The following is a 17,084-nucleotide window of genomic DNA, read 5'->3' on the forward strand; positions in this document are numbered from 1 at the left end:
TTGGAGCGGGAAACGAGACTCGAACTCGCGACCCCGACCTTGGCAAGGTCGTGCTCTACCAACTGAGCTATTCCCGCCTGTACTGCTTGCTGCCAGTTGCCTGACAACGAGGCGCATTATACGTACCCCGAGCGCGGGCACAACCCTTTTTTCGCACTTTGGCCCCTTTCCCGTGCTGTTTGCTCAGGGTTTAGACGGCTTGCCCAAAAAATCCGCACCAGGCTGTGACCCCACAGGCGAATTTGAGATAAAGTCATTGAAATGATTAGCCTTTAGTCAGAGACTTGCTGCGGTTAGTAACCGGATTCTCAATTGAAAATCACCCGATGAAATGGATCTTCAAGCCCCGTGGGCTCAGGCCGCAGCTGATGCTGGCATTTTTCATGCTAGCCATGGTGCCCTTCCTGGTCGTCACCCTGTTTTTCCTCTATAGCCACGGCAAGGATCTCACTACCCAGACTTCCAACCATCTGGTTTCCGTTCGCAACATCAAGAAGAACCAGCTGGAAGACTATTTCGGCAACCTCAAAGAGCAGATCATCAACTTCTCCCAGCAGGATTTTGCCGGCAACAGTATCGGTCGCTTCTATGGCTTCACCGGTGCCTTCGAGAAACTCGGCACCACACCGCAGGAGGCCCGTGCCCGTGCCCAGGCCCGCTATGTGCCGGGCTCCTGGGATCAGCTGCAAAAACCCGACAGCACCAGCGACATCGAACCCTCCATCAGCGCCCTGATCCTGGCGGACGAGATGTACGGCCGGGTGCACCAGCGCTTTCACCGCGGCTACGCCGACATGGTGCGCAAGTCCAACTACAGCGACATCTTTCTCATCGATCTCAACGGCGACGTGGTCTATTCGGTCACCAAGCACGCCAATTTCGCCACCAACCTGCTCTCCGGCCCCTACCAGTCGAGCGGTCTTGGCAGCACCTTCGCCAAGATCAAGCGGCGCCTCGACGGCGGCCAGAAGCCACAGCAGATCTTCGAGTTCACCGATTTTGGCCGCAACGAGCTGACCGGCCAGGTGGTCGCCTACATGGCGGCCCCCGTGATGCAGTACGACTATGTGCGCGGCGTGGTGATCTTCGAGCTGCTGCCTGACAAGCTCAACCAGATCATGGCGGAGCGGGAAGGGCTCGGCGAGACCGGCGAGACCATCCTCATCGGCCCGGACAAGCGGATGCGGGCCAACGCTTGGCTGGCGCCTGAATTCAGCGTGGAGAATAGCTTCAGCCCCAACTTCCGGCCGCTGCAGACCCCGCTGGTGGTCAAGGCACTCTCCGGCGAGCAGGGGGTCGGCCTGTTTCGCTCCTACCACGATGACGAGGTGCTGGCCGCCTACACCCAGGTGAAGGTATTCGACACCGAGTGGGCCTTCATCGCCGAGATCTCCACCAGCGAGGCCTATCGCCCCATCCGCCAGCTGGAGACCCTGGTGATCCTGCTGGGGGCCGGCTCATTGCTGCTGCTGATCCTCTTCTCCCGCTGGCTCTCCCACTCCATCACTGCGCCGCTGCGCTCCCTCACCGCCGCCGCCGAGCAGGTGGCCGACGGTGCGCTGGATCACCCCATCGCCATCGAACGTACCGACGATGACATCGACCGGCTCGCCCAGGCGTTTCGCCACATGCAGCGCTCGGTGAAGGACAAGCTCGAACTCATCGAGCGCCAGACCCAGGAGCTGCAGCAGCAGGTCAAGCTGACCCACAAGCAGAACCTCAGTCTGCAACAGGCGGACAAGCTCAAGGATGAACTGCTGGCCAACACCTCCCACGAGCTGCGCACCCCCATTCACGGCATCAAGGGGATGGCCGAGTCCATGCTCGCCAGCCAGCAGGACTTGACCGAAGGGCAGCAAAAACAATTAGGGCTCATCATCAAGAGCGCCGACGGCCTGGCCCGACTGGTGGACGATCTGCTCGACTACCACCAGATGCGCTACGGCCAGCTGGAGATCCACCCCCAGCCGGTCTCCTCCAAGGGGGTCATCCGGCTGGTGCTGGATCTCTGCCAGCACCTGGTACAGGCCAAGCCGCTCACCCTGGTGGACATCAGCCCGGTGGAGCTGCCGCCGGTGCTGGCCGACGAGCAGCGGCTCGAGCAGGTGCTCTACAACCTGGTGGGCAACGCCATCAAATACACGCCGCAAGGCAAGGTGGTGCTGAGCGCCCTGGTGGAAGGCAACTTCCTGCGTATCAAGGTGACCGACACCGGCATCGGCATCGCCAAGGACCACTTGGAGCACATCTTCGAGCCGCTGGTGCAGATGAGCCCGGAGGTCAGCAAGCAGGGGGCCGGCCTCGGCCTCTCCATCACCCGCCAGCTGGTGCACCTGATGGGGGGCGAGCTGTTCGTGGAGAGCGAGCCGAGTGTCGGCTCCACCTTCGCCTTCACCCTGCCGCTCGCCAGCGGCAAGGCGGGCAGCCTGACCCTCGACAGCCGCCAGATAGAGCACCAGCTGGTGCGCCAGCAACCGCTGATCCTGCCGGACTGGGAGAGCGATGACCTCCCCCCTCCCCCCGAGGATGCGCCCCTCATCCTGGTGGTGGACGACGAGCCCATCAATTTGCACATACTGCGCCACCTGCTGCAGCCCTGTGGTTATCGCATCCTGCCCAGCAGCGACGGCCACGATGCGCTGGCCAAGCTGGCTCAGGAGCCGGTCGACCTCATCCTGCTGGACGTGATGATGCCCACCCTCTCCGGTTTCGACGTCTGCCGCCGGCTGCGCCAGCAACACCCCAAGGAGAAGCTGCCGGTACTGCTGCTCACCGCCCTCAACCAGCCCAAGGACATCGAGGAGGGCTTCAACGCCGGCGCCAACGACTATCTGGTCAAACCCTTCTGCAAGGAGGAGCTGTTCGCCCGGGTCAGGGCCCTGCTGGAAGCGAGCGCCGGGCGGGCCTCTCTGGTGGAGAACCGCTTGCTCAAGCAGGAGATAGAGCACCGTCTGCTGCTGCAGGAGCAGCTGCATCAGGATCAGGAGCGGCTGCTGGCCCTGCTCGGCGAAGGGGCCGACCCCATGGTGTTCATCGATGGCCAGGGCACAGTGCTGTTCGCCTCGCGGGCGCTGGCCCGCCTGCTGGGCCAGGAGCCGGAAGCCATGGAGGGGCAACCGCTGGACGACTGGCTGGCCAGCCCGCTCACCAGCCAGTGGCCCGATCTGCACGATCGGGGAGAGCAGCAGCTGGCGTTTCTGGTGGCCGGCCAGAAAGACGAACTCAATGCCCGCGCCCTGCCCATCAGCCTGGGGGGTCAGGCCGCCTTCGCTCTCACCCTCAGCACCGAACTGCGGCAGGACGAGAACCGGGTGATGGCGCTGGAGAACGCCCTCAAGAGCCTGTCACGCCAGGCCATCATCGAGGATGGCCAGCTACTGGGCGAGCTGAGCCGGCTGGGCGGGGAGTTCCGCTCGCTCGCCGACGACCTCATCCGCCAGCAGGATGACGAGCCCCTGCGCCGCGCCTTGGTGGACACCATGCGGCTCACCCTGGATGCCTGGCAGCAGAGCACCGGCAAGGGCAAGATTGTGCTGGCGGAGAAGAGCAAGCTGTGGCGGGTCTATATGGACCGCTCCAGCCCGCAGACCCGCACCCTCGACAAGTACCTGAGCCTGGATACCCTGCCCAAGGCGCCGCGCTGGAAGACGGTGGTCGCCACCGCCGAGTATGTGCTGGGCCACGGCCCGCTCAGCGAGGCCCAGCGCCAGCAGCTGCATCACAGCGCCCAGACCCTGCGTCAGCTCGCCAACCGCAAACCCTGATATCCACCGCCCAATCTGCGCCCTGGCTCACACTTGCCGGGACGGTTTTTTTTTGTGCAGAATTAAGCCTTCGCCATACGTCAAAACGAGAGCCGATCCAATTCACACAATTGTCATGAAAGGTCGATTGACAGGGACTTATTACGCCAAAGCAATTAACATAACCTGATGATTTAAATCGAGTTAAAAGCGATTTTGACGAAATTGACGTGAGGGCGTCGATTTTTACGATATCGACGATCTGAACAGTTGTTGTTTTCCTGTTAACTCTGCTTTGCTAGGGACGTTGGATGACACAACTACAAGGGTGCAAAACCTGGCCAACATTGAGGGCCGACCTCCCCAGCATGCGAAGTCGGTGCTCAAATCCAAACAAGGAATATAAATAAGAAAGGAAATAATATGCTTGCCAAAGTATCCAAAATCTCTACTGCTGTAATGCTGGGCACCATGATGCTTGCCGGCGCTGCCGGCAACGCCATGGCGGCCGACAACAAGACGGTGCTGACCCTGGTCGCACAACAGGAGACCGCGTGGGTCAAGAACTTCAACCCCTTCCTGCAAGCGGGTCTGTTGCACACCACCCGTCACTTCATCTATGAACCGCTGGTGATCTTCAACGATATGCAGGGTGGCAAACCCGTCTATCGTCTGGCCACCCACTACGAGTTCAGCAAGGACCTCAAGTCCGTCACCTTCGATCTGCGTGACGGCGTGAAGTGGTCGGACGGTCAGCCCTTTACCGCCGATGACATCCTGTTCTCCTTCAATCTGGTCAAGGCCAACAAGGCGCTGGACGAGCGCTCAATCTGGACCCAGATCAAGAGCGTCGAGAAGCTGGCCCCCAACAAGGTCAAGTTCGAGCTGACCGACGTCAACACCAACGTGGTGAACGATCTGGTACTGGTCCCCATCGTGCCCGAGCACCAGTGGAAGTCGGTGAAAGACCCGGTCGCCTTCACCAACGACAAGCCGGTCGGCACTGGTCCCTTCACCGAAGTGGACAACTTCTCCGCCCAGCTCTACACCCAGTGCCGCAACCCGCACTACTGGGACAACGCCAACCTCTCCATCGACTGCCTGCGCATGCCGCAGATGGCCACCAACGACCAGGTACTGGCAGCTGTGATGAAGGGTGACGTGGACTGGTTCGGTTCCTTCGTGCCGGACATCGAGCGCCTCTACGTCGGCAACGATCCGAAGAACAACAAGTACTGGTTCCCGGCCTCCGGCACGGTGGCGTTCAACGTCAACTTCCAGGCCAAGAAACCGGGCAACCACGAAGCCTTCAACGACATCAACTTCCGTCGCGCCTTCTCCATGGCGATGGATCGCCAGTCCATGGTGGATATCGCGGGCTACGGCTACCCCACCGTCAACGAGTACCCGTCAGGGCTCGGCAAAGCCTTTGACTCCTGGAACAACCCGGAAGTGGACAAGAAGTACGGCAAGTACAACAAGTTCGATCTGGAAGGCGCCAAGGCCCTGCTGAAGCAGGCCGGCTACAAGGATTGTGACGGCGACAAGTTCCTCGACACCCCCACCTGTCAGAAGATCGAGTTCAAGGTGCTGGTACCGAACGGCTGGACCGACTGGGTCAACACCGCCCAGATCGGCGTGGAAGGGCTGCAGGCACTGGGCCTGAACGCCAAGACCGCCACCCCGGAAGCCACCGTCTGGACTGAAAACCTCATCACCGGTGACTTCGACGTCGCCCTGCAGGGTTACTTTGCCGGTGCCAACCCGCACAAGTACTTCGAGACGGCCTTCCACTCCCGCAACATGGGTGAGCGCGGCAACCGCTTTGCGGCGCCCCGCTACAAGGATCCGGCGCTGGACAAGCTGATCGACGACTTTACCCAGACCGCCGATGCCGCCAAGCAGAAGGAGATCATGTTCGAGATCCAGGACAGGGTCGGTGCCAACCAGACCATCATCCCGGTATTCAACAACCCGACCTGGTACGAATACAGCACCAAGCGTTTCCACGGCTGGTTCAGTGCCGACAACCCGGTCGCCAAGCCGCAGGTTCACCCGGACACCCCGGAGCGTCTGCTGCACGTGTTGTCACTCAAGCCGAACAGCTAATCAATCCCGGCCCCCTGCGGGGGGCCCTCTTCCCCGCCCATCCCCCTTTTTTCCCGGCTCTGCCGGGGTTGGGGTAACTATGCCCGGCGCGGGGCGGACCAGCAGTAAAAGGTATCATCATGGGATTCATACTGAGACGCTTTTCCTTCTATCTGGTCGCCTTTCTGGTGGCCGCCACCATCAACTTCCTGCTACCCAGAGCCATGCCGGGGGATCCCGTCTCCGTCATGTTCGCCCGGGCTGGCGCCATGATGGAACCCGCCGCCCTGGAAGCCCTCAAGGCCACCTTCGGGTTCGTGGACGGTCCCATCGGCACCCAATTTCTCACCTATGTGAAGAGTGTCTTCACCTGGGATCTCGGCACCTCGGTGCGCTACTACCCCCAACCGGTCGCCGACGTGCTCGGCCGCGCCATCGGCTGGACCCTGTTCCTGGTGGGCACCTCCACCATTCTGAGCTTCTCCATCGGTTCCATCGTCGGCATCTTCGCCGCCTGGCACCGGGGCGGACGCATGGACAGCTTCCTCTCCCCGCTCACCCTGGTGATGCAGGCCATTCCGCCGGTGGTCATCTCGCTGCTGGCGCTCTTCCTGTTCGGGGTGAGCCTGGAGTGGCTGCCGATTGGCTACGCCTACAGCCCGGAGATCAAGCCTGACTGGGGCTGGGAGCACATCAAGAGCATCCTGACCCACGCCATCATGCCGGTGGGCACCCTGGCCATGGTGCAGGTGGGGGGCTTTCTCATCACCATGCGCAACAACATGATCAACCTGCTGGGCGAAGACTACATCACCATGGCCAAGGCCAAGGGGCTCTCCAGCAACCGGGTGATCTTCAACTACGGCGCCCGCAACGCCATCTTGCCGAGCGTCACCGCCCTCTCCATGGCGCTGGGCTTCGTCATCGGCGGATCTCTCATCACCGAGGTGATCTTCAACTACCCGGGACTGGGTCTGACCCTCTATCAGGGCATTCTGGCCCGCGACTACCCGCTCATTCAGGGGCAGCTGCTCATCATGACCATCACCATGCTCAGCTTCAACTTCCTGGCCGACGTGCTCTACGTCTTCCTGGATCCCCGTCTGCGTACCGGAGGCAAATAAGATGCGCATGCCGACTATTCTGAAAATCCTGCTGGGCAACAAGAAGGCCGCCTGCGGCCTCTTCATCGTGGTCAGCTTCGTGCTGATGGCGCTGTTCGCCCCGCTGCTGGCCAGCTACGAGCCGACCAAGCGGGTCTCCCGCCCGCACCAGCCACCCAGTGCCGAGTACGTGATGGGCACCACCCGCATGGGTCACGACATCTGGGCCCAGTTCACCAACGGCGCCCGCATCTCCCTGATGGTGGGGTTCGGGGCCGGCATTCTGGTGTGCGCCCTCGCCATCACGGTCGGCATCACCGCCGGCTACTTCGGCGGCGTCATAGACGAGTGCCTCACCTTCCTGATGAACGTGGTGCTGGTGATCCCCAACCTCCCCTTGCTGCTGGTGCTGGCAAGCTTTATCGGGGAGGCGTCACCGACGGTGATCGCGCTCATCATAGGCTTTACCTCCTGGGCCTATGGCGCGCGCGTCATCCGGGCCCAGACCCTGGCGCTGCGCGAAAAAGAGTTCGTCATCGCCGCCGAAGTGCTTGGCGAGCCGGCCTGGCGCATCATCTTGGTGGAGATATTGCCCAACCTCATCTCCATCATCGGAGTGAGCTTCATCGGCTCCATCATCTACGCCATCGTCACCGAAGCGACCCTGGAGTTCCTCGGCCTGGGCGACCCCACCGTGGTGAGCTGGGGCATCATGCTCTACAACGCCCAGACCTCCAGCGCCATCCTGGTCGGCGCCTGGTGGGAGATCCTGGCCCCCTGCTTCGCCATCGCAACGCTCGGTGCCGGCCTGGCCCTGCTCAACTTCGCCATCGATGAAATCGCCAACCCGCAGCTGCGCTCCCACAAGGGGCTCAATCGCTGGAAGAAACTCGCCGCCCCCGTCACCACGCCGGTGCCGGCCGTACAGGAGAAGACAGCATGAGATCGCAACAACCCCTGCTGTCGGTACGCAACCTCTGCGTCGACTACATCACCGAGAACGGCGACGTGCGCGCCGTCAACTCGGTCAGCTTCGACATCGCCCCCGGTGAAGTGTTCGGCCTGGCCGGCGAGTCGGGCTGCGGCAAGTCCACCGTCGCCTTCTCGGTGGCGCGGCTGCACAAGCCGCCCGCCTACATCAGCGGCGGCGAGATCCTGTTCAAAGGGGAGAACATCCTCCACTACAGCGACGAGCGGCTGCGCGCCTACCGCTGGCAGCAGGTGTCGGTGGTGTTCCAGTCCGCTATGAATGCGCTAAACCCGGTGCTGCGCATGGAGGAGCAGTTCTGCGACGTGCTGCTGGCCCACAACCCGGGGCTGACCCGCTATGAGGCGATCAAGCGCGCCCAGGAGCTGCTCGCCATCGTCGACATCCACCCGAGCCGGCTCAAGGACTACCCGCACCAGTTCTCCGGCGGCATGCGCCAGCGGCTGGTGATCGCCATCGCCATGGCGCTCAACCCCGAGCTGCTCATCATGGACGAGCCGACCACGGCGCTCGATGTGGTGGTGCAGCGGGAGATCCTGCAGAAGGTCTATGCACTGAAAGAGAAGTTCAACTTCTCCATCCTGTTCATCACCCACGACCTCTCCTTGATGGTCGAGTTCTGCGATCGCATCGGCATCATGTATGCCGGTGAACTGGTGGAGGTGGCGCCGGCCAAGGCGATCCTGACCGCGCCGCTGCACCCCTATACCAAGGGGCTTGGCAACTCCTTCCCGCCCCTGCATGGGCCCAAGACGGTGCTGGAAGGGATCCCGGGCACCCCGCTCAACCTGCTGGAGGTGCCGGTGGGCTGCCGCTTTCAGGCCCGCTGCGCCAGGGTGCACGAGCGCTGCCGCCAGCAGTACACCAAACTGGCCGAGATCCGCCCCGGCCAACAAACCGCCTGCCACCTCTATGAGGCGCAGGATGAGCAACAAGATCCCCTGATCTATCTGGACAAGGCCGCTGGCTGTTAAGGATGTCTGTCATGCAAATCGCCCAAACCGACGCCCCCATCATCGAAGTCCAGCACCTCTACAAGGACTTCCCCGTCAACTCCAACGCCATCAAGAGCGGCAAGATGCGGGCCCTCTCGGACATCACCTTCAACCTGCACCGGGGCCGCGCCCTGGCGGTGGTGGGGGAATCAGGCTCCGGCAAGAGCACCATCGCCAAGATCATCGCCAAGATGTACAAGCTCTCCGGCGGCCGCATCCTCTATCGCGGCCGCGACCTCGAGGAGTTCAACAAGGGCACTGCCCTGCTCGACTACCGCCAGAGCGTGCAGATGGTGTGGCAAGATCCGTTCGGTTCACTGAACCCGACCCACACCATCTACCACCACATCGCCCGCCCCCTGCTGCTGCACAGCAAGGTGATCGACAAGAAAGATCTGCCCGACATGGTCTACGGCCTGCTGGAGAAGGTAGGGCTCACCCCCGCCAAGGCCACCGCGGCCAAGTACCCGCACCAGCTCTCCGGCGGCCAGCGCCAGCGGGTCAACATCGCCCGCAACCTGGCGGTGGAAGCCGAAGTGGTGCTGGCGGACGAGCCCACCTCCATGCTCGACGTCTCCATTCGCATCGGTATCCTCAACCTGATGGAGCAGATGAAGGATGAGCTCGGGGTCTCCATGCTCTACATCACCCACGACATCGCCACCGCCCGCTACGTAGCCGAAGATCTGGCGGTGATGTACGTGGGCCACATGGTGGAGTGGGGCGAGGTGGACGAGATCCTGCACCACCCCCAGCACCCCTACACCCAGCTGCTCATCTCGGCGGTGCCCGACCCCGAGAAGAGCATCCACGCCGAGCTGGAGGGGGGCCGCAAGGGGGAGATCCCGCTCTGGACGCCGGAGTCCTGCGGTTGCCCGTTTGCCGGGCGCTGCAATCAGGCGATGCCCCGCTGCAAGGAGACCCTGCCCCCCGTCAGCAAGCTCGCCGACAACCACTTCGTGCGCTGCTACCTCTACCAATGACAGACCGGCCGGACATGGCGTCCGGCCACGCCTCGCCACGGGGTCGTCAGGGCCCCGCAATGTGCCTCGCCACGCCAGGCGAGCCACAGGAGTAAGACGTTGATGGAACTCTTGATCAATCAGGTGGGTTACCAGTGCGACGGGGAGAAGATCGCCCTGTTGCAGAGCGACACCGACCTCGATATCCGCGGCCACCTCAGGCTGCTGCGCCAGGATGACGAACGCATCCTGCTGGAAATCCCACTGCAGCCGGCCGGCCAGGTCGAGGGCTGGCAGGGGCGCCACTACTGGCGCGCCGACTTCTCCCCCTGCAAAGAGCCCGGCCACTACCGGCTGGAGGCCCTCATCCAGACGGGTGCCAAGGAGCGCATCGTGCGCACCGCCCCCTTTGCCATCGGCCAGGATCTGCTGGCCAACCGCTGCCTCTCCGACGTCATTCACTACTTCAAGGGACAGCGCGCCAGCGGCGCCTTCGATCGGACCGACCGCAGCGCCCGCCTGTTTGGCAGCGATCAGCGCAAAGACGTGCACGGCGGCTGGTATGACGCCAGCGGGGATGTGAGCAAGTACCTGAGCCACCTCTCCTACGCCAACTACCTCAACCCCCAGCAGACCCCCATGGTGGTCTGGTCCCTGCTCAAGTGCCGGGAGCTCTTGGCCCCGCGCCAGGACATCGACGGGGTCAACCTCTGCAAGCGGCTCAACGACGAGGCGCTGCACGGCGCGGATTTTCTCTGCCGGATGCAGGATGAGTCGGGCTTCTTCTACATGACCCTGTTCGACAGATGGAGCAAGGATCCCACCCAGCGCGAGCTGTGCGCCTACGCCACCCAGCAGGGGCTCAAGTCCACCAGCTGGCAGGCAGGTTTTCGACAAGGGGGCGGCATGGCCATCGCGGCGCTCGCCCGCGCCGCCCGCGAGAGCGTCAGCGGCGACTTTGATGCCAGCCGTTACGCCGAGGCGGCCCGTCGCGGCTACCTGCACCTGCGTGAACACAACCTCGCCTATCTGGACGACGGGGTCGAGAACATCATCGACCACTACTGCGCCCTGCTGGCCGCCATCGAACTGACCCGCACCTTGGGCCCCGAGTGGCTGGCAGAGGCCAGAGTGCGGGCCAACAGGCTGTGTGCCCGCCAGCGCCCTCACCCGGATCTCGGCCACTACTGGTCGGCCAACGAGGATGGCTCGCGCCCCTACTACCACGCCGCCGAGGCGGGCCTGCCGGTGCTGGCGCTGCTGGAGTATCTCGCCATCGAGCCGGATCCGGTGCGCCAGGGGACGGCCCAGCGCGTCATCGAACAGGCGCTGGCCGCCGAGCTGGCGCTGTGCGCCCGCCCCGGCAACCCGTTCGCCCTCGCCCGCCAGTATGTGAAGGGAGTCGATGAGACGCCCCGGGTGAGCTTTTTCATGCCCCATCACAATGAGTCGGGTTACTGGTGGCAGGGGGAGAACGCTCGGCTGGCATCGCTGGCCGCCATGGCATTTGCCGCCGCTGCCCAGCTGCCGCGCCAGCGCAAGCCGCTGCTCACCTTCGGCCAGCACCAGCTCGACTGGATCCTGGGGCAGAATCCCTTCAACGCCTGCATGCTGGCAGGCCATGGCAGCAACAACCCCGCCTACACCGCCGGTTATCCCAATGCGCCGGGGGGGATCTGCAACGGCATCACCGCCGGCTTCGATGACGAGGCGGAGATCGCATTCATTCCAGAGGCGTACAAGGATCGGCTGGATCAGAACTGGCGCTGGGGCGAGCAGTGGATCCCCCACGCCGCCTGGTTCGCCCTGGCCATCAGCTGGCAGAGCGCCCTCGGAGGTTCCCATGATTGAGTACTGGGTCGGGGTCGATGGCGGCGGTACTCACACCCGCGCCCGCATTCGGGATCGGGCCGGCAAGCTGCTCGGCGAGGGGCGCGCCGCCGGCTCCAATCTGGAGCTCGGCATCGCGCTCGCCCACGGCAACGTGCTGGCTGCCATCGAACAGGCCCGTATTGAGGCCGGCCTGGCGGAGGATGCCCAGCAACAGATGGGGGTCGGGCTGGCGCTCGCCTCCGCCGAGCTGGCCGACTGCTATCACGCCATACTGACCATGCCCTTCCCCTTTGCGAGCGTGCGACTCACCTCCGACGCCTTCGGTGCCTGCCTGGGCGCCTTTGGCGGCGAAGAGGGGGCCATCCTCATCGCCGGCACCGGCTCGGCCGGGCTCATCTATCGCCACGGCCAGCTGCACACCTGCTCCGGTCGCGGTTTTCCCATCTCGGATCTGGGCAGCGGCGCCTGGCTGGGGCTGCGCGCCATCCAGCAATCCCTGCTCTGCCACGACGGCATCCTGCCCCCCAGCACGCTGGCCATCCGCTTGCTCGATCACTTCAAGCGGGATCAGGCCGAGGTGGTGCGCTGGGCCGCCCGCGCCATTCCGGCCGACTACGGCCGCTTCGCCCCCTGGGTGTTCGATGCCGCCAGCGACGGCGACGAGCTTGCCTGCCAGCTGCTGGATGAGACCTGCCAGCAGCTGGCTACCCTGCTGGAGGGGATGCGCCAGCTGGGTGCCGACCGGATAGCCCTGCTCGGCGGCATCGGCATGCGCCTCGCCCCCCGTCTGGCACACCTGCCGCTGGTCAGCCCCGCTGCCGATGCGCTGGAGGGGGCCATCCTGTTTGCCAGATCGGAGGCCTACCCATGTCTGCATCCCTGAACCTGCCCCCATTCACCCCACCTCAAAGTGCGGGCCTGACCCCGGTCTGCCCGCTGCGGGGGATGCCCATGTCAGCCCTTCGGCTCCCGGCCGGGGTTGACCAATACCACAAGGACGCTGTCTGGCTGTTCGTCCCCTTCACTCCATCAGAGGAATTTTCATGTCTGCACCCCTGATCCACACCCAGGTCGACCGACGCGACGGCGACGACGTCTGGTTTCGTTTCAGCCTGAGCCAGCTGCCGGATGCCCCCTGGAAACTCCACTTCTGCCTGGCCCGCCACATCGACCCCGGCTCGGTAGAGGGGGGGGAGCTGGAGCGCCAGAGCGGCAGCTACAAGGTCTTGATCCCGCAAACGGGGGCCAGCGAGCTGTGCTTCTGCTGTCGCAACACCCCCATCAAGCGCCTCTCCGACATGCCGCGCGGCTTCTTCCTGAGCCTGCCCCAGGCCAGCGGCGGCCCCCAGCTGATGCCGGTGGAACTGACCGGCGAGGAGCTGGGCCTGCCACAATCCGCCACTGCGGCGCCGGATCTGCCCGAGGTGGAGCCCCTCGCCGGCATCGTGCCCCAGCCGGATCGGCTGTTGCTGCTGGAGGGCAACTTCCGGCTGGCGGAGCGCGCCCACGTCAGCGGCCCGAGCCCCCTGCTCGGCCCACTGCTGGCCCACTTCAACGAACTGACCGGGCTCGCGCTGGCGCAGGATCACGACGCCGAGATCCGGCTGGTTGAAAGCGGTCTGGGTCCGGAGGCCTACCGGCTGACCATCACCCCGGAGGAGATAGTGATTGCCGCCAGCGGCGAGGCGGGCTGGCGCCACGGCCTCGTCAGCCTGGCCCAGTGGTATCTGCAGCACGGCGAGAGCCTGCCCTGCATCGAGCTCAGCGATGCACCGCGCTTCGGTTTTCGCGGCATCTTTCTCGACTGTGCCCGCCACTTTCACTCCCTCGCCACCCTCAAGCGCCTGCTCAAGCTGATGAGCCTCTACAAGTTCAACCGCTTCCACTGGCACCTGACCGATGACGAGGGGTGGCGACTCGAGATCAAGGCCTTCCCCCAGCTGACCGAGCTGGCTGCCTGGCGCGGTCACGCCCTGCCGGTGGGGCCCCAGCTGAGCGGCGGCCCGGAACCCTACGGCGGCTACTACACCCAGAGCGAGGTGCGCGAGCTGGTGGCCTACGGTGCCGGGCTCGGCATCACCATCATTCCGGAAATTGACATCCCGGGTCACTGCCACGCCGCCATCAAGGCGCTGCCCGAACTGCTGGTGGAGGAGGCCGACCGCTCCCGCTACCTGTCGGTGCAATATTTTGACGACAACGTGCTCAACCCGGCGCTGCCCGGCACCTACCGCTTCCTGGAAGCCGTGATGGACGAGGTGTGCAAACTGTTTCCGGGGCCGCTGGTGCACATGGGGGGGGACGAGGTGCCCGCCGGGGTCTGGACCGACAGCCCCGCCTGCCAGCAGCTGATGAAGCAGCAGGGATATCAGGATTGCCGCGAGCTGCAGGGCCACCTGCTGCGTCACTGCCAGCAGTACCTGGCCGGCAAGGGCAAACGGATGCTGGGTTGGGAGGAAATTTTGCACGGCGACAAGGTGAGCCGGGACGCCACCATCTTCGCCTGGACCAGCTTCCAGGCCGGGCTCGACGCGGCGACGGCGGGCTATCCGGTGGTGATGGCACCGGCCCAGCACCTCTATCTGGATCTCGCCTGGAGCCAGGACATCCATGAACCCGGTCTCTACTGGGCGGGCACCCTCAATCTGGCGCAGGTCTACGCATGTGACCCGGCCCCAGCCGATTTCCATGCCAACGATAACATCCTGGGGGTGCTGAGCCCCTTATGGTCGGAGCTGATCACCTCTCGCGATCGCCTCGACTATATGTTGTTCCCGCGCATGCTGGCGACCGCCGAGGTGGCCTGGAGCGACCCCGCCCGCAAGGCGTGGGAGCACTTCGCCGCCCGTCTGCCGGGCCAGCTGCAGATCCTCGACCAGCTTCAGGTGCGTTACCGGGTACCACAGAGGTAGTGTTATCTTTTTTTCCTTGGCGGCCCTATGGCCGCCTTTTTTTTACGATTCGCCAACAAAACATCAACTTGCCCCTACCATTCATCCGCCATTGTTGGCAAAATTCAGCCCCCTATGAAGCCGGTCTGCCGCCTGCTGGCGCGAGCCTGCAGCCACCTCCAGATCTGCCACAATAACAACGACAAAGTTATCAACAAGAACATCGGAGCGTATTCCTATGGCCCGCAGAGACGTCCATACCCTGGACAGCGAAGTGGAGTTTCCTGCCGACGAACAACTCGTTTCCACCACGGATCTGCGCGGGGTGATCACCTACGCCAACCCCGCCTTCTGCCGCATCGCCGGCTACCCCGTCGAGGAGCTGGTCGGCCACAATCACAACCTGGTACGCCACCCCGACATGCCCAAGGCCGCCTTCGCCGATCTCTGGGCCCGCCTCAAGGAGGGCAAACCCTGGCGTGGCATGGTGAAGAACCGCTGCAAAGATGGCCGCTACTACTGGGTCGATGCCTATGTGACCCCCATCTACGAGGGCAACCGGATCAGCGGCTACCAGTCGGTGCGCTGCAAGCCGGATCCCCAGCTCAAGCGCATCGCCAGCCAGACCTACCAGGCCTTGCTCAAGGCGGAGCGCGGTACCAGCAGCCGCCTCCCCTCCCTCGCCCGTGCCCGCCTGCCGCTGCTCGCGCTGTTGCTGCTCGGCCTGCTGGGCTGGGCCGCCAGCAGTCAGGGCCCGATGATCGCCCTGCTGATGCTGCTGCCCCTGCTGCTCATCGGCGGCGCCTACTGGCGCGAGCTCTTCGCCCTGCCGCTCTATCTGCAGCAGCTCGGTCGCGAATACGACAGCCTGACCCGGCTGGTCTACTCAGGGGACGGCCCCGGCGCCATCGCCGACTTTCATATCAAGATGCTGCAGGCCCGCATCCGCACCGTACTGGGCCGGGTCAACGATGCGACCAATCCGCTGCAGACCCTGGCCACCAACCTGAAACAGGCCTCCCATCAGGCCTGCCTCGACATCAACGAGCAGGATGCCCAGACCCAGCAGATGGCCGCCGCCATGACCCAGATGGCCAGCACGGCCCACGAGATCGCCCGCAACATCCAGGACTCCAACGGTCAGGTCAACGAGGCCCGCAGCCGCTGCCAGCACACGGACAAGCAGCTGGCCCAGACCGAGCAGCGCATCGAACAGCTCGCCAGACAGGCGGAGCAGGCCTTCAACTCGGCGGTGGAGCTGGCCAGCGAGTCGGAGCGGATCGGCAGCGTGATGGGGGAGATCCAGGGCATCGCCGACCAGACCAACCTGCTGGCGCTCAACGCCGCCATCGAGGCGGCCCGGGCCGGCGAGCAGGGGCGCGGCTTTGCGGTGGTGGCAGACGAGGTGCGTACCCTGTCGACCCGCACCCACAAGGCGACCGAGCAGATCCAGGGCAGCATCCAGCAGATCCAGCACACCCTGGGCCGCTGGAAGGGGATGATGCAGGAGAACCTGCAGCAGACCCGCGAATGCGCCGAGATGACCCGCCAGGGCTCCAGCAGCCTGCATACCGTGCTGCAGGAGATCGAGCTGGTCACCGAGTTCTCCACCCAGATCGCCGCCGCCGCCGAGCAGCAGCAGACGGTGGTGGAGGACATCAGCCGCAGCATCAACCAGATCTCCGAGTACTCCCACGCCAACAGCCAGAAGATGCAGGAGGTCGACGACTCCAGTCAGGAGCTGCTGGAGCGGGCCAAGCAGCTCAAGGGGCTCAGCCAGACCTTCGGCTGACCCATTTGCCAGCCACCCGACAGAAGCGCCACAATGGCGCTTCTGTCGTTATTGACGAGTGATCCGGATGAGAATGGAATCGACCCCTGCCCCGCTGAACAAGGTTGCCCGCATCGAGGCGATCCTCGCCCTGATCCCGGCCGGTCGCGTGGTGAGTTACGGCCAGGTGGCGGATCTGGCGGGGCTGCCCGGTCGGGCCAGGCTGGTGGGCAAGGTGCTGCGGGAGACCGACAAGGTGCTGCCCTGGCATCGGGTACTGGGCGCGGCGGGCACCATTTCACTGCCCAAGGGGTCGACAGGCTTCGATAAACAGGCGGGATTGCTGCAGGAAGAGGGGGTGCCCGTGATTGGCGGGCGGGTCAGGATGCGGGAGTGGCAGTGGCAGCCCGACCTCGCCGAGCTGCTGTTTCTCCTGCCCTTTTGACGATGGCGGCCCGCCTCACCGGGTGATGGGGGCCAGGATCTCGTCGCTGCGCACCTGCACCGGGATGGTTTCGTACTCCCGCTGCAGCAGCACCAGCAGACTCTGCTTGTCTACTTCCAGCACATAGGCGGTTCCTTCCCGGGTCAGACAGGTCATTCCCGGCCGGATCTCGTTAATCTCCATCACAACCTCCGTGTCCAGCGCTGCCATCCTTGCAGCGGTTTCAGTATACCGCCATCCGAAAACAAAAAGGCCCCTGCGAGGG

General features: G+C 64.1%; 12 protein-coding genes and 1 tRNA gene. 11 read left to right on the top strand and 2 right to left on the bottom strand.

Annotated features, from left to right (window positions below; translation table 11 throughout):
- Position 1: 1 nt before the first annotated feature.
- Positions 2-77 (bottom strand) — tRNA-Gly (locus PG900_RS13480).
- Positions 78-326: 249 nt separating this feature from the next.
- Between PG900_RS13480 and PG900_RS13485 the strand changes: the two genes are divergently transcribed.
- From PG900_RS13485 to PG900_RS13535, 11 genes are all read left to right on the top strand, one after another.
- Positions 327-3,764: an ATP-binding protein gene (locus tag PG900_RS13485; protein WP_270831609.1), complete on the top strand. Its 3,438-nt coding sequence runs from the start codon at positions 327-329 to the stop codon at positions 3,762-3,764.
- Between the two features lie 402 nt (positions 3,765-4,166).
- Complete coding sequence (locus PG900_RS13490; protein WP_011706882.1) at positions 4,167-5,852, top strand: ABC transporter substrate-binding protein; 1,686 nt, start codon at positions 4,167-4,169, stop codon at positions 5,850-5,852.
- 119 nt (positions 5,853-5,971) lie between these two features.
- A complete protein-coding gene (locus PG900_RS13495) occupies positions 5,972-6,955 on the top strand; it encodes an ABC transporter permease (protein WP_011706883.1) in 984 nt (327 codons plus the stop codon).
- A gap of 1 nt (position 6,956) precedes the next feature.
- The gene (locus PG900_RS13500) at positions 6,957-7,877 is read left to right on the top strand and encodes an ABC transporter permease (protein WP_011706884.1); all 921 of its coding nucleotides are present in this window, start codon (positions 6,957-6,959) and stop codon (positions 7,875-7,877) included.
- A complete protein-coding gene (locus PG900_RS13505) occupies positions 7,874-8,896 on the top strand; it encodes an ABC transporter ATP-binding protein (protein ID WP_270831610.1) in 1,023 nt (340 codons plus the stop codon). Before PG900_RS13500 ends, PG900_RS13505 begins: the two co-directional genes overlap by 4 nt.
- An 11-nt stretch (positions 8,897-8,907) precedes the next feature.
- Positions 8,908-9,900, top strand: a complete 993-nt coding sequence (locus tag PG900_RS13510; protein ID WP_016351558.1) for an ABC transporter ATP-binding protein — start codon at positions 8,908-8,910, stop codon at positions 9,898-9,900.
- A gap of 102 nt (positions 9,901-10,002) precedes the next feature.
- Positions 10,003-11,730 carry a glycoside hydrolase family 9 protein gene (locus PG900_RS13515; RefSeq protein WP_270831611.1) on the top strand — a complete coding sequence of 576 codons (1,728 nt, stop codon included), beginning with the start codon at positions 10,003-10,005 and terminating at the stop codon, positions 11,728-11,730.
- Positions 11,723-12,595, top strand: coding sequence for a BadF/BadG/BcrA/BcrD ATPase family protein (locus tag PG900_RS13520; RefSeq protein ID WP_270831612.1), 873 nt, complete (start codon positions 11,723-11,725; stop codon positions 12,593-12,595). Before PG900_RS13515 ends, PG900_RS13520 begins: the two co-directional genes overlap by 8 nt.
- Positions 12,596-12,755: 160 nt before the next feature.
- Positions 12,756-14,624 carry a beta-N-acetylhexosaminidase gene (locus tag PG900_RS13525; RefSeq protein WP_270831613.1) on the top strand — a complete coding sequence of 623 codons (1,869 nt, stop codon included), beginning with the start codon at positions 12,756-12,758 and terminating at the stop codon, positions 14,622-14,624.
- A 217-nt stretch (positions 14,625-14,841) separates the two neighbouring features.
- Positions 14,842-16,395 (top strand): methyl-accepting chemotaxis protein, encoded by a 1,554-nt coding sequence (locus PG900_RS13530; RefSeq protein WP_270831614.1) that lies wholly within the window; start codon positions 14,842-14,844, stop codon positions 16,393-16,395.
- 67 nt (positions 16,396-16,462) lie between these two features.
- Positions 16,463-16,819: an MGMT family protein gene (locus PG900_RS13535; protein WP_270831615.1), complete on the top strand. Its 357-nt coding sequence runs from the start codon at positions 16,463-16,465 to the stop codon at positions 16,817-16,819.
- Between the two features lie 15 nt (positions 16,820-16,834).
- Here the strand turns inward: PG900_RS13535 and PG900_RS13540 are convergent, their stop codons facing one another.
- Positions 16,835-17,002, bottom strand: a complete 168-nt coding sequence (locus PG900_RS13540) for a hypothetical protein (protein ID WP_005303277.1) — start codon at positions 17,000-17,002, stop codon at positions 16,835-16,837.
- Positions 17,003-17,084 lie beyond the last annotated feature (82 nt).

It is taken from the genome of Aeromonas sp. QDB03 (genome assembly GCF_027707985.1).
GTDB lineage: Bacteria > Pseudomonadota > Gammaproteobacteria > Enterobacterales > Aeromonadaceae > Aeromonas > Aeromonas hydrophila.

What these genes read in the sequence shown, in the direction of transcription:
- PG900_RS13485 (WP_270831609.1), top strand. Translation starts at nt 327, where the DNA reads ATGAAATGGATCTTCAAGCCCCGTGGGCTCAGGCCGCAGCTGATGCTG.
- PG900_RS13490 (WP_011706882.1), top strand. Translation starts at nt 4,167, where the DNA reads ATGCTTGCCAAAGTATCCAAAATCTCTACTGCTGTAATGCTGGGCACC.
- PG900_RS13495 (WP_011706883.1), top strand. Translation starts at nt 5,972, where the DNA reads ATGGGATTCATACTGAGACGCTTTTCCTTCTATCTGGTCGCCTTTCTG.
- PG900_RS13500 (WP_011706884.1), top strand. Translation starts at nt 6,957, where the DNA reads ATGCGCATGCCGACTATTCTGAAAATCCTGCTGGGCAACAAGAAGGCC.
- PG900_RS13505 (WP_270831610.1), top strand. Translation starts at nt 7,874, where the DNA reads ATGAGATCGCAACAACCCCTGCTGTCGGTACGCAACCTCTGCGTCGAC.
- PG900_RS13510 (WP_016351558.1), top strand. Translation starts at nt 8,908, where the DNA reads ATGCAAATCGCCCAAACCGACGCCCCCATCATCGAAGTCCAGCACCTC.
- PG900_RS13515 (WP_270831611.1), top strand. Translation starts at nt 10,003, where the DNA reads ATGGAACTCTTGATCAATCAGGTGGGTTACCAGTGCGACGGGGAGAAG.
- PG900_RS13520 (WP_270831612.1), top strand. Translation starts at nt 11,723, where the DNA reads ATGATTGAGTACTGGGTCGGGGTCGATGGCGGCGGTACTCACACCCGC.
- PG900_RS13525 (WP_270831613.1), top strand. Translation starts at nt 12,756, where the DNA reads ATGTCTGCACCCCTGATCCACACCCAGGTCGACCGACGCGACGGCGAC.
- PG900_RS13530 (WP_270831614.1), top strand. Translation starts at nt 14,842, where the DNA reads ATGGCCCGCAGAGACGTCCATACCCTGGACAGCGAAGTGGAGTTTCCT.
- PG900_RS13535 (WP_270831615.1), top strand. Translation starts at nt 16,463, where the DNA reads ATGAGAATGGAATCGACCCCTGCCCCGCTGAACAAGGTTGCCCGCATC.
- PG900_RS13540 (WP_005303277.1), bottom strand. Translation starts at nt 17,002, where the DNA reads ATGGAGATTAACGAGATCCGGCCGGGAATGACCTGTCTGACCCGGGAA.